This window comes from Curtobacterium sp. BH-2-1-1, assembly GCF_001806325.1.
Lineage (GTDB): Bacteria > Actinomycetota > Actinomycetes > Actinomycetales > Microbacteriaceae > Curtobacterium.
This window is the reverse complement of record NZ_CP017580.1, coordinates 255,851-279,040: the sequence shown is the minus strand read 5'-3', so window position 1 is coordinate 279,040 and position 23,190 is coordinate 255,851. Positions and strand designations below refer to the sequence as shown.

Annotated in this window: 18 protein-coding genes and 1 other RNA gene; 9 read left to right on the top strand and 10 right to left on the bottom strand. The window is 71.4% G+C overall.

Features of this window, described 5'->3' with window-relative positions:
- Positions 1–23: 23 nt before the first annotated feature.
- A complete protein-coding gene (locus tag BJK06_RS01235; protein WP_070416383.1) occupies positions 24–2,042 on the bottom strand; it encodes a glycogen-debranching protein in 2,019 nt (672 codons plus the stop codon).
- Positions 2,043–2,100: 58 nt separating this feature from the next.
- Here BJK06_RS01235 and BJK06_RS01230 point away from each other — a divergent pair, with 58 nt between their 5' ends.
- The 8 genes from BJK06_RS01230 to BJK06_RS01195 all read left to right on the top strand — a co-directional run bounded on the left by BJK06_RS01230 (position 2,101) and on the right by BJK06_RS01195 (position 10,030).
- Positions 2,101–3,264: a cysteine desulfurase family protein gene (locus tag BJK06_RS01230; protein WP_070419095.1), complete on the top strand. Its 1,164-nt coding sequence runs from the start codon at positions 2,101–2,103 to the stop codon at positions 3,262–3,264.
- Between the two features lie 61 nt (positions 3,265–3,325).
- Positions 3,326–4,435 carry a peptide chain release factor 2 gene (gene prfB, locus BJK06_RS01225; protein ID WP_070419094.1) on the top strand — a complete coding sequence of 370 codons (1,110 nt, stop codon included), beginning with the start codon at positions 3,326–3,328 and terminating at the stop codon, positions 4,433–4,435.
- A 51-nt stretch (positions 4,436–4,486) separates the two neighbouring features.
- Positions 4,487–5,242, top strand: a complete 756-nt coding sequence (gene ftsE, locus BJK06_RS01220; protein ID WP_070416382.1) for a cell division ATP-binding protein FtsE — start codon at positions 4,487–4,489, stop codon at positions 5,240–5,242.
- Positions 5,239–6,153, top strand: a complete 915-nt coding sequence (ftsX, locus tag BJK06_RS01215; RefSeq protein ID WP_070416381.1) for a permease-like cell division protein FtsX — start codon at positions 5,239–5,241, stop codon at positions 6,151–6,153. Before ftsE ends, ftsX begins: the two co-directional genes overlap by 4 nt.
- 205 nt (positions 6,154–6,358) lie before the next feature.
- A complete protein-coding gene (gene smpB, locus BJK06_RS01210; protein ID WP_022907777.1) occupies positions 6,359–6,835 on the top strand; it encodes an SsrA-binding protein SmpB in 477 nt (158 codons plus the stop codon).
- Positions 6,836–6,931: 96 nt separating this feature from the next.
- Positions 6,932–7,309, top strand: a transfer-messenger RNA (tmRNA) gene (ssrA, locus tag BJK06_RS01205).
- Between the two features lie 156 nt (positions 7,310–7,465).
- A complete protein-coding gene (locus tag BJK06_RS18395) occupies positions 7,466–8,239 on the top strand; it encodes a hypothetical protein (protein ID WP_070416380.1) in 774 nt (257 codons plus the stop codon).
- A 126-nt stretch (positions 8,240–8,365) separates the two neighbouring features.
- Positions 8,366–10,030: an APC family permease gene (locus tag BJK06_RS01195; RefSeq protein ID WP_070416379.1), complete on the top strand. Its 1,665-nt coding sequence runs from the start codon at positions 8,366–8,368 to the stop codon at positions 10,028–10,030.
- Between the two features lie 25 nt (positions 10,031–10,055).
- Here the strand turns inward: BJK06_RS01195 and BJK06_RS01190 are convergent, their stop codons facing one another.
- Together BJK06_RS01190 and BJK06_RS01185 are read right to left on the bottom strand one after the other, a co-directional pair.
- Positions 10,056–11,360 carry an LLM class flavin-dependent oxidoreductase gene (locus BJK06_RS01190; RefSeq protein WP_070416378.1) on the bottom strand — a complete coding sequence of 435 codons (1,305 nt, stop codon included), beginning with the start codon at positions 11,358–11,360 and terminating at the stop codon, positions 10,056–10,058.
- A gap of 3 nt (positions 11,361–11,363) precedes the next feature.
- On the bottom strand, positions 11,364–12,755 hold the full coding sequence (locus tag BJK06_RS01185) for an O-acetylhomoserine aminocarboxypropyltransferase/cysteine synthase family protein (protein ID WP_070416377.1): 1,392 nt from the start codon (positions 12,753–12,755) through the stop codon (positions 11,364–11,366).
- 125 nt (positions 12,756–12,880) lie between these two features.
- Here BJK06_RS01185 and BJK06_RS01180 point away from each other — a divergent pair, with 125 nt between their 5' ends.
- Entirely contained in the window at positions 12,881–14,095 is a 1,215-nt protein-coding gene (locus BJK06_RS01180) for an amidohydrolase family protein (RefSeq protein WP_070416376.1), read from the top strand.
- A gap of 119 nt (positions 14,096–14,214) precedes the next feature.
- On the opposite strand, the gene BJK06_RS01175 is transcribed toward BJK06_RS01180, so the two are convergent.
- The 7 genes from BJK06_RS01175 to BJK06_RS01150 all read right to left on the bottom strand — a co-directional run bounded on the left by BJK06_RS01175 (position 14,215) and on the right by BJK06_RS01150 (position 23,154).
- Entirely contained in the window at positions 14,215–14,757 is a 543-nt protein-coding gene (locus tag BJK06_RS01175; protein ID WP_258027677.1) for an NUDIX hydrolase, read from the bottom strand.
- 190 nt (positions 14,758–14,947) lie between these two features.
- Entirely contained in the window at positions 14,948–15,661 is a 714-nt protein-coding gene (locus BJK06_RS01170; protein ID WP_070416375.1) for a M50 family metallopeptidase, read from the bottom strand.
- Positions 15,658–15,792 (bottom strand): hypothetical protein, encoded by a 135-nt coding sequence (locus BJK06_RS18945; protein WP_258027676.1) that lies wholly within the window; start codon positions 15,790–15,792, stop codon positions 15,658–15,660. The genes BJK06_RS01170 and BJK06_RS18945 overlap by 4 nt, the downstream gene beginning before the upstream one ends.
- A gap of 29 nt (positions 15,793–15,821) precedes the next feature.
- Complete coding sequence (gene glmS, locus BJK06_RS01165; protein ID WP_070416374.1) at positions 15,822–17,636, bottom strand: glutamine--fructose-6-phosphate transaminase (isomerizing); 1,815 nt, start codon at positions 17,634–17,636, stop codon at positions 15,822–15,824.
- A 417-nt stretch (positions 17,637–18,053) separates the two neighbouring features.
- Complete coding sequence (locus BJK06_RS01160) at positions 18,054–20,750, bottom strand: LuxR family transcriptional regulator (RefSeq protein ID WP_070416373.1); 2,697 nt, start codon at positions 20,748–20,750, stop codon at positions 18,054–18,056.
- 488 nt (positions 20,751–21,238) lie between these two features.
- The gene (locus BJK06_RS01155; protein ID WP_083294964.1) at positions 21,239–22,021 is read right to left on the bottom strand and encodes an inositol monophosphatase family protein; all 783 of its coding nucleotides are present in this window, start codon (positions 22,019–22,021) and stop codon (positions 21,239–21,241) included.
- A gap of 20 nt (positions 22,022–22,041) precedes the next feature.
- On the bottom strand, positions 22,042–23,154 hold the full coding sequence (locus BJK06_RS01150) for a hypothetical protein (RefSeq protein WP_156794725.1): 1,113 nt from the start codon (positions 23,152–23,154) through the stop codon (positions 22,042–22,044).
- Positions 23,155–23,190: the final 36 nt, after the last annotated feature.

Sequence of the window (23,190 nt, the reverse complement as noted above, 5' to 3'; positions counted from 1 at the left end):
CGCGCCTCCTGGACGGGCCGCCGTCAGGCGATCTCGAACACGTGGATGCCCGGCCCGTACGCCGTGAACACCTGACCCGCGGGCCGGAGCCGCTCGTGGTCGCGGTGCTTCTCGCTGGACCAGGCGAGCCGGTACCCGAGCACGTCCTCGCGCACGGGCAGCGTCATGTCCCGCGTGCGCCCACTGCCGTGCACCACCACGAGGACGCGGTCGAACGGCTCGTGCTCCGGCGTCGACTCGACGAAGTACTGCAGTGCGCGGTGGATCGGCTGGTCCCACCCCTCGGCCGTCATCGGGTGACCGTCGGGCCCGTACCAGGACATCCGGGACGCACCGGGGGTCTCCTGCCCCTCGACGCCGAACCGGGTCGGCCGGAGGGCGGGGTGCGCGGCGCGGAGCCGTGCGAGTGCGGAGACGGCCTCGGTCATCGCCTCGGCGTCCTCGTCGTCCGACCAGTCGACCGGGGTGAGGTCCTCGGACACCACGTAGGCGTTGTTGTTGCCGTGCTGCGTCCGGCTCCGCTCGTCGCCGGCGGTGAGCATCGGCACGCCCGCGGAGAGCATGAGCGTCGCGACGAGGTTCCGCATCGACCGGCCCCGCGCCGCCCGCACGCCGCGGTCGGCGGTGTCGCCCTCGATGCCGTGGTTGAACGAGCGGTTGTCGTTCGAGCCGTCGCGGTTCTCCTCGCCGTTCGCCTCGTTGTGCTTGCCGTCGTACGACACCAGGTCGAGCAGGGTGAAGCCGTCGTGGGCGGTGACGAAGTTGATGCCGGCGAGCGGCCCGCGTGCCGTGTCGAAGAGGTGGCGCGAGCCGGTCAGGGCCCCGGCGAGCGCGCCGATGCCGGTGGCGGGGGCGCCGTGGCGTCGCTCCTCGGCGATGTCGGTGAGCCAGAACTGCCGCACGGTGTTCCGGAAGCCGTCGTTCCACTCGCTCGTCCGCGCGCCGAACGAGCCCGTCTTCCACCCGTCCGGTCCGACGTCCCACGGTTCGGCGATGACCAGGGTGTCCTGCAGGTCCGGGTGGTTCCGGATCCGCTCGAGCAGCGGGTGCGACGGGTCGAACACGTGGTCGGCGTCGCGGCCGAGCGCCGCCATCAGGTCGAACCGGAACCCGTCGACCTGCACCTCGCGCGCCCAGTAGCGCAGGCTGTCGACGATGAGGTCGGCCGTGGCCTCGACCGAGGTGTCGAGGGTGTTCCCGCAGCCGGTGGTGTCGTAGTACGAGGCGCCGTCGGCGGTCCACCGGTAGCGGTTCGCCCCGTCGATGCCCCGGAGCGAGGTCGTCGGGCCGCCGAGGCCCTCTTCTGCGGTGTGGTTGTAGACGACGTCGAGGACGACCTGGATCCCGGCGGCGTGCAGGAGCCGGACCATGCCCTTGAACTCGCGCAGCACCGCGGAGGCACCCTCGGCCCGCGCGCCGGGGGAGGCGTGGGCGGCGTGCGGCGCGAAGAACCCGAGCGTGTTGTAGCCCCAGGCGTTCTCGCGTCCGGCGTCCCGCAGCCACCGTTCGGTGTCGAAGGCGTGCACGGGCAGCAGCTCGAGCGTGGTCACGCCGATCCGGTGCAGGTGCGCGATGGTGCTCTCGTGGGCGACGCCGGCGTACGTGCCGCGGAGGTCCTCCGGGACGGCCGGGTTCGTCGCGGTCAGGGTCCGGACGTTCGCCTCGTACACGACGACCCGGTCGAGCGGCGTCGTCGGCTTGACCACCCCGCCCCAGTCGAACGCGTCGTCGACCACGACGCCCGTCCAGCGTGGTCCGGTGCCGCGCACGATCCCACGGGCGTACGGGTCGAGCAGCGGACGCACCGCGTCGAACTCGTCGCGCGGACCGGCGGGACCGTCCACGAGCAGGTGGTACGTGTCCCCGGGTTCGACTCCCGGCACGGCACCCGCCCAGACGTCGCCGGACCGCGTCAGCGGGAACGTGCCGCGGCCGTCGACCACGACCGACACAGCCGTCGCCGTCGCCGACCGCACCGAGAACCGCGGGACGTCGGCGGTCAGGAGGAACCCCGGGGTCTCGTCGATCGCCGTCTCGTGCATGGCACCAAGGGTACGAGGACCGACGAGTATCCTGGAAACGCTCGTTCAGGGGGTGCAGATGCCGGTCTACCTCGACCACGCCGCGACGACGCCGATCCTGCCGGAGGCGCTCGCCGCGTTCACCGCCGCGCTCGGCACCGTCGGCAACCCGTCGTCGATCCACAGCGCGGGGCAGCAGGCGAAGATGCTGCTCGAGGACGGCCGCGCCGCCGTCGCCGCCTCGCTCGACGCCGACCCGGTCGAGGTCGTCTTCACCTCCGGCGGCACCGAGAGCATCAACCTCGCCGTGAAGGGCATGTTCTGGGCGCGGCAGCAGGACCGTCCGCGCCCGCGCATCGTCGTCCCCGGTGGGGAGCACCACGCGACGGTCGACACGGTCGAGTGGCTCGAGCGCCACGAGGGCGCGGTCGTCGACGTGGTCCCGTTGGACGCACAGGGTCGCGTCGACCTGGTGGCCCTGGAGGCGCGGCTCGCCGACGCCTCGGACGTCGCCCTGGTCACGTTCCTGTGGGCGAACAACGAGGTCGGCACGGTCGCGCCGGTGTCGCGGATCGTCGAGCTCGCGCACGCCGCGGGCGTGCCCGTCCACAGCGACGCGGTCGCCGCGTACGGCCAGGTACCGGTGTCGTTCGCCGCCTCCGGGCTCGACGCGTTGAGCGTGTCGGCGCACAAGATCGGCGGCCCGGTCGGCATCGGCGCGCTCGTGCTCGGCCGTCGCGCGACCGTCGAGCCGCTCATCCACGGGGGCGGGCAGCAGCGCCAGGTGCGGAGCGGGACGCAGGACGCCCCGGCAGCGGCAGCCTTCGGGGTCGCGGCCTCCATGCCGCACGCGGACGTCCGGGCACTGCGGGACCGGCTCGTCGCCGGGGTGCGGGCAGCGGTGCCCACCGCGGTGCTGATGGGGGACCCGGTCGACCGACTCCCCGGCAACGCGCACTTCACGTTCCCGGGCTGCGAGGGGGACTCGCTGCTCTTCCTGCTCGACGCCGCCGGGGTCGCGGTGTCGACCGGCTCGGCGTGCCAGGCCGGCGTGCCCGAGGCCTCGCACGTCCTGCTCGCCATGGGGCTGTCGGAGCAGGACGCCCGCGGTGCGCTCCGGATCACGCTCGGGCACACCACGACCGACGCCGACGTCGACGCGTTCCTCGCCGCGCTGCCGGACGCGGTGGCGCGCGCCGGAGCCGCGGGGATGGCGTCGAGGGAACCGCTCCTGGGGCGCTGACCGGTCCACCGGGGCCGAGCCGCGCCTCCGGGGCTGGGAAGCACCGGTAGGATCGGTGATCATGGTCGAACTGGACTTCACCGAGCAGCTCTCCGCCCTCCGCGAGACCTTCGGCAACATCCGCTCGGTGGTCGACGTCGACCGCCTGCAGCGTGAGATCGCCGACCTCAGCGAGCAGGCCGGGGCCCAGGACCTCTGGGACGACGTCGAGCACGCGCAGCAGGTGACGAGCGCGCTCTCGCACCGGCAGTCGGAGCTGAAGAAGATCACCGACACCGAGCGCCGCATCGACGACCTCGAGGTGTTGGTCGAGATGGCGAACGAGGCCGACGACCAGGACTCCGCCGACGAAGCTGCCGCCGAGCTCAAGGCGATCCAGAAGACGATGGGCGACCTCGAGGTGCAGACGCTCCTCGACGGCGAGTACGACGACCGACCCGCGGTCATCACGATCCGTGCCGGTGCCGGTGGTGTCGACGCCGCGGACTTCGCCGAGATGCTGCTGCGCATGTACCTCCGCTACTCGGAGCAGCACGGCTACAAGACCACCGTGATGGACACGTCCTACGCCGAAGAAGCGGGCATCAAGTCCGCCACGTTCGAGGTCGACGCCCCGCACGCCTTCGGCACCCTGTCGGTCGAGGCCGGCACGCACCGCCTCGTCCGGATGTCGCCGTTCGGCGCCGCGGGCAAGCGGCAGACGTCGTTCGCTGCGGTCGAGGTCATCCCGCTCATGCCGGAGACCGAGTCGATCGACATCCCCGAGAACGACATCCGCGTCGACGTGTTCCGCTCGTCGGGCCCCGGCGGGCAGTCGGTCAACACGACGGACTCCGCGGTCCGCCTGACCCACATCCCGACCGGCACCGTCGTCTCGATGCAGAACGAGAAGTCGCAGATCCAGAACCGTGCCGCCGCCATGCGCGTGCTGCAGTCGCGCCTCCTGCTCCTCAAGAAGGAAGAGGAGAACGCGAAGAAGAAGGAACTGGCCGGCAACATCACGGCGAGCTGGGGCGACCAGATCCGCTCGTACGTGCTGGCGCCGTACCAGATGGTGAAGGACCTGCGGAGCGAGCACGAGGTGAACAACCCCTCAGCCGTGTTCGACGGCGACCTCGACGGGTTCATCAACGCGGGCATCCGCTGGCGCAAGCAATCCGACGATTCCTGAGCCGCGCGCCTCGGTTGATTTCCGGGCGACGCGACCTACCCTGATCCGGTCATGATCAAATTCGACCAGGTCACCAAGGTGTACTCGGGCAACCCGAGCCCCGCCCTCGACGCCATCTCCCTCGAGATCCTCAAGGGGGAGTTCGTCTTCCTCGTGGGCGCGTCCGGGTCCGGCAAGTCCAGCTTCCTCCGCCTCGTGCTGAAGGAGGAGAAGCCGTCGCGCGGGCAGATCCACGTGCTCGGGCAGCGGCTCGGCGCCCTGTCGTCGCGCAAGGTCCCGTACTTCCGCCGCAACCTCGGCGTGGTCTTCCAGGACTTCCGGCTGCTGCCGAACAAGAACGTGTTCGACAACGTCGCGTTCTCGCTGCAGGTGATCGGCAAGAGCAAGGGCTTCATCAGCGAGGCCGTCACCGACGTGCTGAAGCTCGTGGGCCTCGCCGGCAAGGCGACGCGCATGCCGCACGAACTCTCCGGTGGTGAGCAGCAGCGCGTGGCGATCGCCCGCGCCGTCGTCAACAAGCCGGCGATCCTCCTCGCCGACGAGCCCACCGGCAACCTCGACCCGACGACCTCGGCCGGCATCATGGCGCTCCTCGAACGCATCAACCAGGGAGGCACCACCGTGCTCATGGCGACCCACGACGCCAGCATCGTCAACCAGATGCAGCGCCGCGTCATCGAGCTCTCGAACGGGACGATCCTGCGCGACGAGCAGTCCGGCGGCTACCAGACCCAGGCCGTGCCGATCCAGCGCGCGGGCGTCTCGAACACCACCGGCATCCAGACCATCCCGGGGATCATCCGATGAGGCTCGGGCTCGTCATGTCCGAGGTCGGCTCGGGCCTGCGGCGCAACGCGTCGATGGTCGTGTCCGTCGTCCTCGTGACCTTCATCTCGCTCACCTTCGTCGGCACCGCGATCCTGCTCCAGATGCAGATCAACCAGATGAAGGGGTACTGGTACGACCGGGCGCAGGTCGCGGTCTACCTCTGCACCGACACCGACACCACGGGCAACTGCACGGGGGCCAAGGCCACCGACGACCAGCGCAAGCAGGTCCAGGAGCAGCTCGACTCGTCGACCCTCAAGCCGTACATCGAGAAGACGTACTACGAGGACCAGGACCAGGCGTACGACCGGTTCAAGCAGCAGTTCAAGGACTCGCCGGCGACGGAGTTCGTCAAGCCCGAGTACCTCAACGAGACGTTCTGGGTGAACTTGAAGAACCCGTCGCAGGCGGACGTCCTCGTCGAGAGCCTGTCGAAGGTCGCGGGCGTCCAGAGCGTGGTCGACCAGCGCGGGTACCTGCAACCGATCTTCAACCTGCTCAACGCCTCGTCGTACACGGCGATCGGCATCGCGGCGCTCATGCTCGTCGCCGCCGTGCTGCTCATCGCCACCACGATCCGGTTGTCCGCGTTCAGTCGACGGCGAGAGCTCGGCATCATGCGCCTGGTGGGGGCGTCGAACCGGTTCATCCAGACACCCTTCGTGCTCGAGGGGGTGATCGCCGCTGCCATCGGGGCCGTCCTGGCCGGTGGCGCGATCACTGCGGTGGTCTGGTTCTTCGTGCGGAACTACCTCGCGCAGCGGTTCTCGGGCACGGCGTTCATCGGCATGGGGGACGCGGCCGTCGTGGTGCCGTCGGTGATCGTGATCGGCATCGTGCTGGCGGGACTGTCCGCCTTCGTCGCGATCCGCCGCTACCTGAAGGTCTGACGCGCCGGCGGTCGTGCTGGCCGAGTCTCGGGCCGGCGGACACTTTCGTGCCTCCGGTGCCGCGAAAGTGTCCGCGGGGCCGAGTCTCGGCGGCGGCCGATCCCGGCCCGGCGCGGGCGGCGCGCCGGGAAGGTGCGGTGGACGCCGCGCGTTGGGTAGTCTGTAGGGCTGCGCATCCGCAGCGACCGCACGGAAGGAGACACGCATGGCGAAGGAACGCGGCGAGAAGATCGTGGCGACGAACCGTCGCGCGCGTCACGACTACCTGATCGAGGACACGTACGAGGCCGGCATGGTGTTGTCCGGCACCGAGGTGAAGTCCCTCCGCGAAGGGCGCGCCTCGCTCGTCGACGGGTACGCCTTCATCGACGGCGGCGAAGCCTGGCTCGACGCCGTGCACATCCCCGAGTACACCGAGGGCACGTGGAACAACCACGCTCCCCGGCGCAAGCGGAAGCTGCTCCTCCACAAGCAGCAGATCGTGAAGATCTCGCACAAGACGGCGCAGGGCGGCTACACGCTCGTGCCGCTGCAGATCTACTTCCACGACGGCCGGGCCAAGGTGGAGATCGCGGTCGCGAAGGGCAAGCGGGAGTTCGACAAGCGCCAGGCCCTGCGCGAGAAGACGGACAAGCGCGAGGCCGAGCGGGCCATGCGCACCCGGAACCGCGTCGGCGAGTAGCGCCGTCGCACCTCGGTCGGCTAGACTGAGGGACTGCTCCGATCGGAGCATTGGCAACTCAACAGCGTGACAGCGGTTCGCACGTCCGGCCCGCATGGGGATGATCGGTTTCGACATTGCCTGTGTGCCGACGGGAAGCGGGCCGAGGACCCACGGTCATCTCGTCAACGATCCGTGGAAAACAACAAGTGCCAATTCCAAGCGCACTGACTTCGCTCTCGCTGCGTAAGCAGCCCAGCACATGAAGTCCGTCGGCCAGGTGATCGTCTTCTAACCTGAGTTCCGGCGTCATCCAGAGGACTTGCTGCACGGTTGCGCCTCAGGGCCGTGCGGGACTTGCACTGAGACTGGGCCCGTCGTCCTAGAAGCCGGTAGCAAAGGACGGGGCCGAGCAGAACGAACCATCCGGATACGCCCGTAGAAGACGTCGAATTGCAGCGATGGACGGGGGTTCGATTCCCCCCATCTCCACCATTCGCCGGACGCCGCACCGCTGTCACGCACTGCCACACCGAACGCCCCGACACCGTCCCCGGACGATGCCGGGGCGTTCGCTGTCCCGCCACCTCCGAGGACTACGATCCGCAGCAGGCGCGGGAACACGCCCGTGCCCACGAACGGGAGGTCCACGTGGTGCAGGAGATCGCGATCCGAGTCCGACTGCGAGAGCAGGAGCGAGTGGTGCTCGCCGACTACGAGCGGGCGGTGGCCTCGGTCGCGACCGTCGCTGCGCTGGCCGCGTGGCTGCCGACGCCGGACGCCCGGTTGGTCATCCGCGGGCGTGGGGCCGAGCCGGTCCGCCTCGAGACGGTGACGTACGGCTCGGTCATCGAGATGCTCGTCGTGCTCGACCAGCGATCCGCGGCCGTCGAGCGTGGCGCCGCCGCGATCGCCGCGCTCATCGAGTCCGTGCGGCACGAGCACGTCGAGGACGACGTCTCCGGTGTGGTCGGTGAGCTCGACCGCCTCGACCGTTCGGCGCCGCGGGGTCGTTCGGTGGTCGAACGGTCGCTCCGTGCCTTCCTCGAGGGTGCCCGCGCCGACGTGCTCGCCCGGAAGACGACGACCCGCGTCCGGGCGGCCCAGGCGCTCGTCCGGCTCGCCGAGGACGGCGCGTCGATCGTCGTCGAGCGGGTGGAGGACGCGCTCGCGCCGACGCTCGAGGAGCGCGAGGTCGACGTCCTCGCCGACACGGGGAGCGCGGTGGTGGTCGAACCCGTCGACGGGGTGGAGTCGCCCGAGCCCGAGCCCGAGCCGGACAAGAAGGGCAAGCAGAAGTCCGACAAGAAGAAGTCCGGCAAGAAGCAGGATGCGAAGAAGAAGTCGGACAAGAAGTCGGACAGGAAGCAGGACGACAAGAAGAAGTCGGACAAGAAGAGCAAGAAGAAGCACGACAAGAAGTAGCCTGAGGGCTTGTACAGCACGTTTGTTTCCATTGTGTTAAACAATCCGACCAAAGTGCTGTCACGGTGCCAGAGTCGATGAGCGCAGCCCCCGTCCGTGGGGCGGCGCTCATCGACAGGAGCAACAGTGGCTACAACGACACAGGCGCTGCCGGACTCCGGCCTCAAGCGCAACGTCGGCTTCATCGGGCTCATCTGGGCCTCGACGGGGTCGATCATCGGCTCCGGCTGGCTCTTCGGTTCGCAGGAGGCCCTGAAGACCGCCGGGCCCGCCGCGATCATCTCGTGGCTCATCGGTGGCGTGGCGATCCTCGTCCTCGCACTCGTGCACGCCGAGCTCGGCGGGATGTTCCCGATCGCGGGTGGAACAGCGCGGTTCCCCCACATCGCCTTCGGCGGCATCGCCGGAGCCTCCTTCGGGTGGTTCTCGTGGCTGCAGTCCGTGACGGTCGCCCCGATCGAGGTCGAGGCGATGATCAAGTACGCACAGCACTGGCAGTTCGCCCACCCGTGGCTGCACACCGTGGTCATCGAGGGGGAGACCCAGCAGCTGCTGACCGGCGCCGGGATCGCGGTGGCGATCGTCCTGATGGCGGTCGTCACGGTGATCAACATGCTCAGCGTGAAGATCCTCGCGAACACGAACTCCGCGGCGACCTGGTGGAAGGTCGCCATCCCCCTGCTGGTCATCATCGTCCTGGCGTTCAGCGGGTTCCACGGCTCGAACTTCACGGCGGCGGACGGCTTCATGCCCGAGGGTGCGAAGGGCATCCTCGCCGCGGTGTCGACGTCGGGCATCATCTTCGCGTTCCTCGGCTTCGAGCAGGCGGACCAGCTCGCCGGCGAGGCCAAGAACCCGAAGCGCGACATCCCGCGCGCCGTCATCGGCTCGGTGCTCATCGGGCTCGTGATCTACCTGCTGCTCCAGATCGTGTTCCTCGGCGTCCTGCGCTCCGACGCGATCCAGGGCTCGTGGGCGACCGCGGACTTCACGAAGTACACCGGACCGTTCGCCGACATCGCGATGGCGGCCGGCATCACCTGGCTCGCCGTGGTCATCTTCATCGACGCGATCATCTCGCCTGCCGGCACCGGTCTCATCTACGTGACGGCCACGAGCCGCATCTCGTACGGGCTCAGCCGCAACGGGTACTTCCCGAAGGCCTTCGAGTGGACGACGAAGCAGGGCGTGCCCTGGGTCGGCCTCATCGTGGCATTCGTCGTCGGGTGCGCGTGCTTCGCGCCGTTCCCGTCGTGGCAGGGGCTGGTCAGCCTCATCACGAGTGCGTCCGTCCTGATGTACGCCGGTGCACCGTTGGCCCTCGGCGCGTTCCGGAAGCGGATCCCCGAGGTCGAGCGCCCCTACCGGATGCCGGCCGCGACGCTGCTCTCACCGATCGCGTTCGTCGTCGCGAACCTCATCATCCTCTGGACCGGGTGGGACACCGACTGGAAGCTCGGGGTCGCGATCCTCATCGGTGCCGTGGTGATCATCCTCAACAACGTGTTCCGCGGCGCCTCGAGCGTCCGCCCGCGCTGGGACTGGAAGGCGGCCCAGTGGCTGCTGCCGTACCTGATCGGCATGGGGCTCATCGTGTTCCTCAGCGACTTCGGCCCGCTGACGCACCCGGTGTTCCCGCTGTGGATCGACATCGTCGTGGTGGCGGTGTTCTCCCTGGTGATCTACTACTGGGCGATCAACTCGGCGTCCGACCGCGACGAGATCCTCCGCACCGCCGAGGACGTCCGCGACGTCGAGGAGAGCGGCGTCGTGGAGCCCGTCCACCACTAGGACCCGCGCCACGGGGCGCGCGGTCTCAGAAGTCGAACAGGTTCTGCCGGATGCCTCCGGCGCCGTACTCCCGTCGCAGGAGCCCACGGCGCCGGAGCACCGGCACGAGGTCGCCGAGCATCCGGTAGACCTGCGCCGGGTGCAGGTCGCCCGAGAAGATGATGCCGTCGTTGTCGGCGTCCGCGCCGAGCTCCTCGATGAAGTCCGCGAACTCGTCGGCGGTCCCGACGAAGCCCTCGCGCGAGGACACCCGACCCTTCCGGGCCTTGCGTTCGAGGAGCGTGCGCAGCGGTGCGTCGGGGGTGTCGCCGACGAGGCCGCGGATCGTCCCCGCCGAGACGTGGTCGCCGAACGTCCCCGCCGGGATCGGCGCATCGAGGTCGAGCGCGAGCAGGTCCGTCTCGGAGTCGCTCGACCACGCGATCGCCGCGGTGCGGAGGTCGTCGTCGGACGGGTGCCGGGAGGCGTCGACGACGCGGTCCGCCTCGGCCGCCGACGACACGATCTCGGGCTTGAGGACGAACAGGATCCGCAGCGCGTCGGCGGTGCGTCCGGCGTCGGCCGCGGCGGAGAGCACCCGCGCACGGTAGTCCCGCACGGCTGCCGCGGACAGCGGTGCGAGCGCGAGCTGCACGTCCGAGTGCGTGCCGGCGAACCCGAGCCCGCGGCCGGAGCCGCCGGGGGAGACCACGATCGGGTCGGAGTCGAGCGGGAGGGCGTTGAGCGGGCCGTCCGCGGTGAAGTAGGCACCCTCGTGGTGGAACGCGTCGAGGGCGTCGCCGTCCGCGAAGTGCCAGTCTGAGCGGTCCCCGACGTAGCCGGAGCCCCACGAGTGCCAGAGCCGCCGCACCAGCTGCAACCACTCCTCGGCGCGGTCGTACGCGGCGTCGTGCGGGAGCGGAGCGAGCCCGGCGTGCCGAGCGCTCCCGGTGTCCGTCACGACGTTGACGCCGAAGCGGTCGCCGGAGAGGTGCGCGAGCGTCGCGAACTGCCGTGCGGCGAGGTACGGCGGGGTGAACCCGGCGTTCACGGTCGGCGCGATGCCGATGCGCGAGGTCGCGGCGAACAGGTACGGCGCGAGCAGGAGCGGGTCGTGCTTCGGGCCGCCGTACGCCTGCCGGATCCGCAGGTCGAGCGTCGACGGGTTGCCGAGCGAGATCGCGTCCTCGGCGATGACGAGGTCCATGCCGGCCTGCTCGAGGGCGCGGACGGACTGCTGGTACAGGTCGGGCTTCGTCCAGTCGTGCCCCCAGTCCCAGTCGGACCGGCCCCACGCCTGCGGGCCGAACCCGCGCGAGAAGAAGTACCCGAAGTGCTGCAGTCCGGCCATTTCCTAGAGTTCCTCCGCGATGACGTGGTTGCCGGGAACGGCGTGTTCGAGGGAGGCGAGCTCCGAGTCGGAGTCGACCCGCGCCTCCTGGCCCGCCCTCGCGCCACGCAATGCGGCGAACCCGCGCGACAGGTCGCGGACCAGGTCCGCGACGTCCTCGATGCCGACCGACAGGCGGATGAGGCCGTCGTCGATGCCCTGGTCGGCGCGCTCCTGGGGCGTCTTGCCGGCGTGCGTCGTGGTGGCGGGGTGCAGGATCAGCGAGCGGACGTCACCGAGGTGGGTCATCCGGCTGAACAGCTGGACGCTGTCGATGAAGGTCCGCGCAGCGGCTTCGCCGCCGTCCAGCGTGAACGCGAAGACGGACCCGGCACCGCGCGGCAGGTAGCGCTGGGCGAGGTCGTGGAACGGACTGGAGGCGAGACCCGCGTAGTCGACGCTCGTCACCTCCGGCTGCTGCTCCAGGAAGGACGCGACAGCCAGCGCGTTCGCGCTGTGGCGTTCCACGCGCAGCGACAGCGTCTCGATGCCCTGGCGGAGCAGGAAGGAGTTGAAGGGGGAGGGCGTCGGGCCGATGCGCGAGGCGACGACGTCGCGTGCGAAGACGACGAACGCGCGGCTGCCGTAGCGCTCGACGTAGCTCTCGCCGCCGAGCGACCGTTCCGGGCTGGTCAGGTGCACCCATCGGTCCGGGGAGGCCGACCAGTCGAAGGTGCCGCCGTCGACGACCACGCCGCCGAGCCCGGCACCGTGGCCGGAGAGGAACTTCGACGCCGAGTGGACGACGATGTCGGCACCGTGGTCGACCGGACGCACGAGGTACGGCGTCGCGAGGGTGTTGTCGACGATGAGCGGCACACCCGCACGGTGCGCGGTGTCGGCGACGCCGGTGATGTCGAGGACGTCGTTCTTCGGGTTCGGGATCGTCTCGGCGAAGAAGGCCTTCGTGTTCGGGCGGACGAGTCGCGCCCACTCGTCGAGGTCGCGCTGGTCCGCGACGAAGTCGACCTCGATGCCGAGGCGTCCGAGGTTCTGCACGAGCAGGCCCTTGGTGCCCTCGTAGATGCTGCGCGCCGCGACGACGTGGTCGCCGGCCTGCAGGATGCCGAGGAACGCGACGGTGGCGGCGGCCTGCCCGCTGCCGACCAGGATCGCCTCGACGCCGCGCTCGAGCAGCGCGACCCGGCGCTCGACGTCGGCGTTCGTGGGGTTGCCGAGCCGCGTGTAGGTGTAGCCGTCGTCGGTCCCGGCGAAGCGGTCGCGGGCCTGGTCGAAGTCGTCGAACAGGAAGCCCGAGGACATGTGGATCGCGGGGACCCTCGCTCCGTGGCCCTGGTCGGGCTGGAACCCGCCGTGCACCTGCTCGGTCGCGAAACCGTGCGCCTCGTCCGTCACGGGACACCTCCTGCCGTCGTCGTGCCGGTACTCTCGCAGGCTTCCCTCCGCGGTTCCCGTTTGCGGCGTTCCGTTACGGCGGGTCCCGCGCACACCCGGTGCGGCCGGACTGGCAGGGTGGGGGCATGGTGGACGAGGACGCGACCCTGATCATCCGCGACGTGCGACCGTGGGGAGGGGAACGGGCCGACGTGGTCGTCACCGGCTCCCGCACCACCGCGGTCACACCCCCGGGCACCGTCCCGGCCGGCAGCGCGACCGAGGTGCAGGGTCGTGGGCAGCTCGCGCTCCCCGGGCTGGTGAACACGCACGCGCACGTCGACAAGAGCTGGTGGGGCCATCCGTGGGAGTCGTACGGCGGCGAGGGCGGGACCCAGGGCCGGATCGCCCACGAGCGCGCCCGGCGTGACGCCCTCGGGATCCCGGGCGAGGCCGTCGCGACCAGGGTCCTGCGGGAGTCGCTCCGCACCGGCACCACCCGGGTGCGCACCCACGTGGACGTCGACCTCGGAGTCGGACTCCGGGGCATCGAGGCCGTCCGCGCCGCCGGTGCCGCGCTCGACGACGCGGTCGAGCTGTCGATCGTGGCGTTCCCGCAGGACGGCGTGCTCCGGCGCCCCGGCGTGCTCGACCTGCTGCGCCGTGCGGCGGAGGGCGGAGCGGACCACATCGGCGGCCTCGACCCGTCGCTCATCGACCGCGACCCCGTCGGGCACCTCGACGGCCTGTTCGACATCGCCGCCGACACCGGGTGCGGGATCGACGTCCACCTGCACGAGCCCGCCGAGCTCGGGGCGTTCTCGTTCGACTTGATCCTCGACCGCGTCGAGCGGCTCGGCATCGCGCCCGGCAGGGTCAACGTCGCGCACGGCTTCGCGATCGTCGACGTCGACCCGGTCCGGCGCCGCGACCTGCTCGCCCGGATGGCGGGCCTCGGGGTCACGATGACGACGGTCGCGCCGGTGCGCATGAAGCAGCTGCCGCTGCACGAGTTCGACGACGCGGGGGTGCGGTTCGGCTTCGGCACCGACGGCATCCGCGACCTGTGGAGCCCCTACGGCGACGGCGACGTGCTCGGCATCGCGTGGCAGTACGCGCGGGCCGGCGGGGTGGTGCGGGACGAGGACCTGGTGCGGGTGGTCGAGATCGCGTCGCGCGACGGCGCACGGTTCGTCACGGACGAGGAGCACGACATCGTCGCCGGTGCCCGCGCGGACGTCGTCCTGGTCGACGCGGAGAACCCGATGGACGCGCTGGTGCGCCGCGTGCCGCGGTCGCTCGTGGTGGCCGGTGGGCGGGTCGTCGACCCGGCGGAGCTGGCGCAGCACCCCTGGGAGTAGCGCGGTTCGCGCGGCGATCGCGACACTGCACCCGTCGATCGACGCGTGTGACGTCGGAAGGTGCGCACGCACCGGACTGGAGGCGCGGGTCGGCGCCGCACCGCGCCTCCCGTCCGGTGTCAGTCGCGGTGCGCGACCGTGGCGACCACCGCGGCCAGGCGTGCGGGCAGCCCGGGCGCGAGGCCCTCGGGCAGTGCGTCGAGGGCGAACCACCGGACGTCGTCGCTCTCGTCGCTGACGGTGGTCGCCCGAGCGGGATCGACCACGGCGACGAAGCCGACGTCCCAGTGCGCGGCGCAGGCGAAGCCCCCGTGCAGGTCGTGACGGTCGAGATCGGCCACGGAGGTGCTGAGCAGGTCGAGGTCGGCGATGCCCGACTCCTCGCGGGCCTCGCGACGGGCGGCGTCGGCGAGGTCGCGGTCACCCGGTTCGAGGTGTCCCCCGAACTGCACCCAGAACCGGCCCTTGCGGTGCAGGCACAGCAACACGCTCCCGAGGTCGGGCGAGAACACGAAGCACGACGCGGTGAGGTGCTCCGGGCCGCCGTCGCGTCGGAGTGCCGCGTCGCCGTGGGTCCGCACGAACGCGAGGAAGCGGTCGCGGTGCGGAGCGGTCGTCGCGGCGAGGGCGGTGGTCACGTCGTCGAGGTGCATCGTCGTCATCCTCGCAGCGTTGTTGCGCGCGCGGGGGTGCGACGACGTCGATGTCGTACGACAGCGGGCTCGTCGTTGCCGCGCGGGCGCAACTGTTGCGCGCGCGGGGGTGCGACGACGTCGATGTCGTACGACAGCGACGATGTCGTTCCGAGTCGGCCAACAACCCGCCGCCGCCGACTGCCGCCCGCCGCACGCGTCAGAACAGCGCGCGCACCCCGTCGGAGACGGTCGCCCACACCTCGAGCAGCGGACCGCGCGCGAGCCACACCGCGGCGGCGTTCACGGCGACGAACAGCACGAACCACACCGTCGCCGGTACCCGCATCTCGGCCGCGGCGATGTGGAAGTCGGTCTGCACACGGGCCCCGGTCGCGAGCCACCGGGCGACCCGCACCACCGAGCGCATCCCGTCCACGACGAAGAACGCACCGACCGCGGCGACGACGAGCACGGTGGTCTCGGACGGGCGCAGGGCGACCCAGAGCGCGAGCGCGTCGAAGCCGAGGACCACGAGGATCCCGAACCAGTTCCGCACGAACGCGAGCGCGACGAGCCCCACGACGCCGAGGACCACGACGGGCACCCACCTCGACCCGTGCAGCACCCCGGTCACGAGCAGCACGCCGGCCCAGAGCGGCGCGCTGTAGCCGGCGTACAGGTTCACGATCCGCACGAGCCACCGGATCGCACCGGGGACCCGGCCGAGCTGGACCCAGGCCTCGCCCGAGCCGTCCGGGTGCAGCTCGATGCGCTGGATGCGTCCGCCGAACGGCACGACGACGACGGCGTGCCCGACCTCGTGCGCGATCGTCGCGGCGATGCGCGCCACCCGGCCGACGAACGGCACGAACGGCAGGACCGCGCCCACGAGGAGCGCGACGACGACGAGGGGCGGGGCTGCGGTGGTCAAGAGACCAGGATCGCAGCACCGTCCGTGACGAACCCGGCAAGACCCTGGGGGAGCAACGACGGCACCAGCGTCGCGGCGATGACGATGACCGTCGCGACGATGGCGAGCGCCGTGAGGACGGCGAGGAACACCGTCAGGCGGTTGAAGCGCGTGTGCCTGGCTATTCGACCGTCACCGACTTGGCGAGGTTCCTCGGCTTGTCCACGTCGCACCCCAGCTGGAGCGCGAGTTCGCGGGCGAGCATCTGCAGCGGGACGACGGCCTCGAGCGGACCCCACGGTGCGGTCGCGCGACCCCAGGCGAGGTCGCCGACGATGCGACGGCCGAGTGCGGGGATGTCCGACCCCTCGCCGCCGATCGTGATGACGAACCCGCCGCGGGCACGGACCTCGGCGATGTTCGCCTGCAGTCGGTGGTCGCCGTGGTCGATGACCACGACCGGGGTGCCCTCGTCGACGAGCGCGAGCGGGCCGTGCTTCAGCTCGCCGGCCGGGTAGGCCTCGGCCCAGCGGTAGCTGAGCTCCTTGAGCTTGAGCGCGCCCTCGGCCGCGTAGGGCAGCCCGGCGCCGCGGCCGAGGAAGAGGAAGCCGGTCGCTTCCTTGACGCTCGAGACGAGCAGCGGGATGCGGTCGGCGGCGATCGCGGCGGCGTGGTCGATGCGGGCGGGGAGGTCGGAGAGCTCGCCGACGAGCGCGGCCGCGCGTTCGCCGTCGATCCGACCCGAGGCGACGAGCGCGGAGATCACCGCGGCGACGCCGACGACGACCTGCGCGGTGAACGTCTTCGTCGCGGCGACACCGATCTCGGGGCCGGCGTGGCAGTCGAGCACGGCGTCCGCCCGGCGGGCCAGGGACGAGTGCACGTTGTTCGTGAGCGCGAGCACCGGGTGCCGGTCCTCGAAGCGGTCGAGGGCGCGGAGGACGTCGGCGGTTTCGCCGGACTGGCTGATGGCGACCACGAGCGTGTCCGGGCCGAGCACCGCCTGGTCGGCCTCGCTCGCGACGACGATGTCCGTCGGCACGCCGCCGATCCCGCGCAGCGCGGTGGCGATCACCTGCCCGGCGTTGAGCGAGGTGCCGCACGCGACGATCGCCAGTCGGTGGAACCCGGGGAGCCCCAGGCCGACCCACATGCTGCCGTCGGCGGCCCGGCGGGCGACCCGGTCGAGGATCGAGGCGACGACCTCGGGCTGCTCCTCGATCTCCTTCGCCATGTGGTCCGGGTGGTCGCCGAGGTCGAGCGCGGTCGCGGCGAACGGGGACGGCGTCGGGAAGGGCACGGGGACCGTGACGCCGGAGGACGACCACGTCCAGGCCTCGCCGAGTTCGACGACGTCGCCGTCGCGGAGTGCCACGAAGGTCTCGCACCACTCGGCGATCGCACCGATGTCGCTCGCCACGAAGTCGCCGCGGGCGGACCGTGCGACGACGAGGGGGGAGCGCTCGGCGGCGACGACCATGCGGCCGTCCCGGGCGTCGAGCACCACGATCGCCCACGAGCCCTCGAGCTGCGCGGTCGCGATCTGCACCGCGAGCATAAGGTCCGGGTCCACCGCGAGCGCCCGCTCGACGAGGTGCGCGATGACCTCGGAGTCGACGTCCGACGAGAACACGTGGCCCTGGCGCTCGAGCGTCGCACGGAGCCGGTCGGCGTTCTCGACGATGCCGTTGTGCACGATGCTGATCCGGCCGGAGCAGTCGGCGTGCGGGTGCGCGTTCGCCTCGCGGACCACGCCGTGCGTCGCCCACCGGGTGTGCCCGATGCCGACCCCCGTCAGCGCGTCGCCGGAGCGTGCGGCGACGAGCGTGCGCAGGTCACCGACGCGCGACACGGACCGGATGGTCTCGGTGCCGCCGTGGGCGGTCCGGACGGCGATGCCCGCCGAGTCGTACCCGCGGTACTCGAGTCGTTCGAGTCCGTCGAGCAGGTAGGGGGACGCGTCGTCGGTGACGCGGGCCGCGATGATGCCGCACATCTGGTTTCCCTTCGGGTGGGAGGAGCAGCTCGGGTGGGGGAGGGAGGAGCCTTGCGGCACCGACCGCCGTCGGGTCTGCCGTGCGTCCGGTCCGCCGGCCCGGGCCGCCGCCCGTCCTCGGATCAGGCGAGGACGGACGACGGCGTTCGTGGGCCGACGGTTCGGGTACCGGACGGGGTACCACGGGCGGGCTCCCGGAGGAGCACGGCGGTCGGTGCACGAGAAGCATCACCCGCCGGTCGGTGACACGGCAACGGTCGTCGCCCGCTCTTGCGGTTCACCGCGAGCGGTCCCCCGTTCGGAGGACAGGGCGTGCGGAGTCCCGCAACCCGCATCCACGGCCCGCACCGACGACGAACGGGAGGCGCGGTGCCAGCTGGCACCGCGCCTCCCGTCCGGTGGTGGGTCGCGTCTCGACTACGTGAGCAGCGCGACCAGGTGCGACCGCGAGCGCGCTCCCACCTTGCGGTAGATCTGCGTCAGCCGCAGCTCCACTGTCCGCTGCGACATGAAGAGCGACGAGGCGATCTCGCGGTTGCGGTACCCCTCCGTCACCTTCTGCACGACGGCGCGCTCCTCCGCGGTGAGCGAGGTGAGCACGGCAGAGGCGTCCGGCGCGCTGCGCGGCGTCCCGGGCATCTGCGCGGACAGCACCGGCCCGGACCGGAGCGACGTCGGCGAGCCGAAGACCGGCATCGCGACCGTCGCGGCCGGGGTGGCCAGCGGACGCCGGAGCCCCGCCGCCTCGTACGCCGCCGCAGCGGCCGCACCGAGGCGCGGACGCTCCGTCGGGGTCCCCACGGCAGCGAGTGCCGCGAAGGTCCGAGCACGTTCGAACTGCGAGTCGTGCGGCTGGAACAGCTCCAGTGCACGGCGACGCGCGGTGTCACGGGTGGTGTCGTCCGCGACGAGCGCGAGGCTCCGCGCCAGGACGAGGGCGCCCCAGCGCGACGGGCGGGCGTGGTGGTCCGCCGCGAGCCGCGCGGCGATCGCCCGGGCGTCGTCGATCCGGTCGAGGCGCGAGTACGCCTCCACCAGGTCGCCGAGGTGCCGGAGCACCGCCGGGTTCCGCAGCGAGCGACCGATGGCGTCCGCCGCCTCGAGCGAGGCCGCGGCCTCGTCGAGCCGACCGTCGAGCAGCAGGACCCGACCGCGCAGGGCGTGCAGCTTGGCGGTCGCACCCCACAGACGGTTCGTGGAACGCTGCGCGAGGCACCGGTCGAGGACCTCGAGCGCCTCGGGGGAGCGCCCCTCGGCGAAGTGCCGCCAGGCGAGCGCGATGGCACGGGACGGCTCACGGAGCCGCTCGACCACCGACGACCCGGCTTCCCACACGTCGATCGCGCGGAGCGCCTGCCGGAAGTTGCCGGAGCGCACCTCGTTCTCGGCGGACAGGTAGCGGGCGGCCTCGGTCCAGACCGGCATGGCCTCCTGTCCCCGGGCGAGGACGAGAGCGAACACGCGGCGGGCGCTGCGGTACCGCTCGGCGATGCTCAACGCGTGGGCGAGGAGCAGCAGCGCCGGGTCGGACATGCCCACCAGCGTCGTGGTGGAGAGCCCGTCGTGGAGCGCCGTGTCGGCCGGGAGGGTCCCGTCGACCGCGGCGATGAGCTCGTGCGCGGTCTCCGTGATCTCCAGGGTGTGCTGCGACGCGGACCGCTTGAGCGGCTCGGCCCGGGCGAGGAGGTCCCTGGCGTGGTCGAGCTCCCAGGCCTCGGCCCGGAAGCACGCGACCATCGCGAGGAGCCCACCGAGCGCGTCCGCCTCGGCGGCGTTCTCGGGGTCGACCGGCACGAGGAGCTCGTCCGCGTGCACGGCGTCGCCGCTGAGGTACTGCACCGAGTACGACAGACGGAGCCGACGGGTCTCGTCCGCCGTGGAGCGGAACGGCCGGATCGCGGCGAGGTACCGCGCGGCGAAGCCGAGCAGCCGGTTCGCCAGCAGGGCCTCGGCGACACCGAGGAGCGCAGCGTGCTCGTCCTCGTGCCCCGAACCGATGTGCAGGGCGCGCTCGGTGAGCACGACCGCCGCCTGGGCGTTCCCGTCCACCACGTACGAGCGGGCTGCACGGAGCAGCGCGACCACGTCCGGGACGTCGTCGACGAAGCTGTGGTGCCACGCGGCCGCACGCGGGTCGGACTCGGCGCTCGCCGCGGCGAGTTCCGTGTGCGCGGCCCGACGGTCCCGTGCCGGCATCCGCCAGTACAGCGCGGAACGGACCAGGGGATCGCGGACCGAGACGGTCTGCCCCTTGACGGTGGTGAGTCCGGCGTGTGCCAGGTCGTCGAGCTCGTCGCGGTCCCAACCGGTGGTCTTCGCCACGGGGACGAGGGCCAACCGCGCCAGGACGTCCAGATCGCGTCCTGCTGCGGAACCGAGCACCAGGGCCGCGATGGCCTCGGTGGTCGGGGTCGGTCGGAGCGGCAGCACGAGCGGCTCGGAGCCGTTCAGCTGCTCGCGACTGAGCACGGCGAGCTGCTCGCGCAGTGCGCCGGGGTTGCCACCGGTCTCCTCGGCGAGGACGGCGAGGACACCCTCGTTCGCCTCTTCCGGAGCCATGTCACGGGCGAGCACGAGTGCTTCGTCCGAGGGCAGCGGTTCGATCCGGAGCGTCGGCAGGGCCGCGAGCGGTCCCGCCGGCGGCACGGTGCGGACCGTGGCGACGACGCGCAGTGCGGTGCCGGCGAGCCGCGACGCGAGGAACGCGATGAGCTCCTGGCTCTCCACGTCCATGCGGTCGAGGTCGTCGATCAGCACGAGCGTCGGCGGCAGGGTGAGGGCGTGCACGGCGTCGAGGAAGTCATGCGCCGCCGCCAGCCCCGGCGTCTGCCGGTCGACGGGTGCGCTCCCCTGGAGGAGGTGCGCGATGTGGGCCGTCGCACGGGGATCGTCGAGTGCGGTGAAGAGCGAGGTCACGCCGGCCAGGGGCCAGTGGGACTCACTCCCGTTCACTCCGACGCGTACGACGGGGAGGGAGACGCGGTTGGACACCGCGTCGAGGACGCTGCTGCGTCCGGAACCAGGGTCGCCGACGACGACCATCGCGGACTCACGAGGGAGTACAGCGAGGGTCGCGATCCGGTCGACCTCGAGACGGCGACCGGTGAGTGCCATGACTCACCGGCCTCCGGGCCCGGAAGCGGATGCAACGGAGGAGAGGGACCGGTCGGAGGCACGGCGGGTGACCGCGCGCAGAGCCGGACGTGGGGCACGCAGGGAAGAACGCGTGCCGGAGCTGTCGGAAACGGAATGCGGATGACGAGTGAGGGTGCACTCGGTTCCGCTCGGGAACGATGAAGTCATCGTCTGTATCACCCCTCGGGTTAGGGTCTTCGGACGAAGCACGACCGGTCTGGCATCCCGTTCGGAGCTAGGGACTCCGAAGCGGCACCTGACCTGTCGCCTGAAAGCAAGATAACTCAGGTTCTGGCTCGGATGGCCGGTCTCCGCAATCCGATGTCCACCCTCGGTGTCCCCAGTCCGGGGGGCCACGTGCCCCCCTCGGGGGGCGTTCCGGGATCGGCTGCGGCGATTCGTGGTACGAAACCGGGGTACAGCCGGTGTCCGCCGCAGGGCCGACCTGCGGGGTGGTCGTCTGGCCGTCAGCGGCGGATGACCTCGACCACGGCGTCGTGCACGAGTCCGTTCGTCGCGAGGGCGCTGCCGTGCCAGGGGCCGGGATCGCCGTCGAGCGAGGTGAACCGGCCACCGGCCTCCTCGACGATCGGCACGAGCGCCGCCATGTCCCACGGCTTGAGGTCGGGTTCGCCGGCGACGTCGAGGACGCCCTCGGCCACGAGCATGTACGACCACATGTCGCCGTAGGCCCGGGTGCGCCAGACCCGACGGGAGAGTGTCACGAGGGCGTCCAGGCGGTCGTCGTCGTCCCACTGCTGGATGCTGTTGTAGCTCAGGCTGGCCTCTGCGAGGGAGTCGACGCCGGAGACGTGCAGGGGACCGTCGAAGGAGTGCGCGCCGAGCCCCTCGGCCGCCCACCAACGCTTGCCGAGGGCGGGTGCGCTCACGACGCCGAGGACCGGGCGCCCGTCCACCGCGAGCGCGATGAGGGTGGCCCAGACCGGGACGCCGCGGAGGTAGTTCGCGGTGCCGTCGATGGGGTCGACCACCCACTGGCGGTGGCCCTCGCTGACCGCCTCGGCGCCGGTGTCGGCGGTGGTCTCCTCGCCGAGGAAGGCGTCGTCGGGACGTTCGGCACCGAGCCGCTCGCGGAGCGCTCGTTCGACCGCCTGGTCGGCGTCGGTGACGTGTGTGCTGTCGGCCTTCTTCGACACGTGCAGGTCGGCGGCACGGAACCGCTCGAGGCTGATCGCGTCGGCGGTGTCGGCGAGGGAGCGGGCGAAGTCCAGGTCGGCGCTGAGGTCCACGGTCGCCAGCGTAGCGGGGGCTACGCCGCCACGACCTCTTCCTCCTCGAGGGCGGTGACCTCGCGCTCGCGGGCGATGCGGGCCCGGCGGGCGACGAGACCGTGCACGACGACGCAGAGCAGCACGGCTGCGGCCAGCCACAGTGCCAGCACGAGCGACGACCGACCGAGCGAGGCGCTCGGGAAGTACTGCAGGTCCTGCGCAGCCTGGAGCCAGGCGGCACCGCTCCAGAACGTGTTGAGGCCGGCGAAGAACCCCGGCTGGAACGCCGGCTGGAAGATGCCACCGGACGACGTGAAGTTCAGCATCACGAACAGCATCGTGAGGATCGGCGTCGTCCACCGGCCGAGCAGCGGGTGGAGACCGACCCCGAGCGCGACGATGGTCGCGTCGTACATCCAGGCGAACAGGAAGATCTCCCACCGGTTCGTCGTGATGATGCCGTACAGCGGACCGGCGATGAGGATGCCGATCCCCGCGACCACTCCGGCCGTCGCGAGGCCGGTGACGGCGGTCCAGAGCGGTCGCAGCCGGGTGGCGAAGGCGGCCACCGCGATCGCGGACGCGTAGCCGCCGACGCTCAGGGCGACGAGCAGGAAGAACAGGCCCTGTCCGGTGGTGTCCTCGTCGCCGGAGGGCACGACGTCCTGCACCGTGAAGGGCAGGTGCGACCGGTAGGCGATCGGCATGAAGATCTTCTGGGCCGCGCTCGCGGTGGTCTCCGAGGCCGCGGTCGAGACGTAGAGCGTCGCCCCCGTCGCGGTCGGCGCGTACACGGCGGCGAGGTCGCGGTCACGGACCTGGCGCTCGGCCTCGGCGGTGGAGGACACGACGTGGGTGACGAGTGCGCCGTCCGACTCGTCCGTGACGGTCTGCGCGAACACCTGGGTCGCCGCACCCTGTCCGACGATGCCGACCGGGAGGTCGTGCGGCGTCGGGGCGTGGAAGGCGCCGAGGTAGGCGAGACCCATGCCGATCGCGAGGAAGAGGGGCACGAGGATGTGCGAGCCGAAGCTCAGCAGGGTGCGACCGAGGCCCTGCGGACGGAGCGTCGACGGGCCGTTCGGCTGACGCGGGGCCCTGGAAGCACGGGGAGCGGCGTGCGAGTGGGTGTGGGGGGAGGTGGTGTGCACGTGCGACGTCGTTGTCGTCATGGGGGAGGACGGGGC

What these genes read in the sequence shown, in the direction of transcription:
- BJK06_RS01175 (WP_258027677.1), bottom strand. Translation starts at nt 14,757, where the DNA reads ATGACGACGATGCACCTCGACGACGTGACCACCGCCCTCGCCGCGACG.
- BJK06_RS01160 (WP_070416373.1), bottom strand. Translation starts at nt 20,750, where the DNA reads ATGGCACTCACCGGTCGCCGTCTCGAGGTCGACCGGATCGCGACCCTC.
- prfB (WP_070419094.1), top strand. Translation starts at nt 3,326, where the DNA reads ATGGTCGAACTGGACTTCACCGAGCAGCTCTCCGCCCTCCGCGAGACC.
- glmS (WP_070416374.1), bottom strand. Translation starts at nt 17,636, where the DNA reads ATGTGCGGCATCATCGCGGCCCGCGTCACCGACGACGCGTCCCCCTAC.
- BJK06_RS01180 (WP_070416376.1), top strand. Translation starts at nt 12,881, where the DNA reads ATGGTGGACGAGGACGCGACCCTGATCATCCGCGACGTGCGACCGTGG.
- ftsE (WP_070416382.1), top strand. Translation starts at nt 4,487, where the DNA reads ATGATCAAATTCGACCAGGTCACCAAGGTGTACTCGGGCAACCCGAGC.
- BJK06_RS01235 (WP_070416383.1), bottom strand. Translation starts at nt 2,042, where the DNA reads ATGCACGAGACGGCGATCGACGAGACCCCGGGGTTCCTCCTGACCGCC.
- BJK06_RS01230 (WP_070419095.1), top strand. Translation starts at nt 2,101, where the DNA reads ATGCCGGTCTACCTCGACCACGCCGCGACGACGCCGATCCTGCCGGAG.
- smpB (WP_022907777.1), top strand. Translation starts at nt 6,359, where the DNA reads ATGGCGAAGGAACGCGGCGAGAAGATCGTGGCGACGAACCGTCGCGCG.
- ftsX (WP_070416381.1), top strand. Translation starts at nt 5,239, where the DNA reads ATGAGGCTCGGGCTCGTCATGTCCGAGGTCGGCTCGGGCCTGCGGCGC.
- BJK06_RS01190 (WP_070416378.1), bottom strand. Translation starts at nt 11,360, where the DNA reads ATGGCCGGACTGCAGCACTTCGGGTACTTCTTCTCGCGCGGGTTCGGC.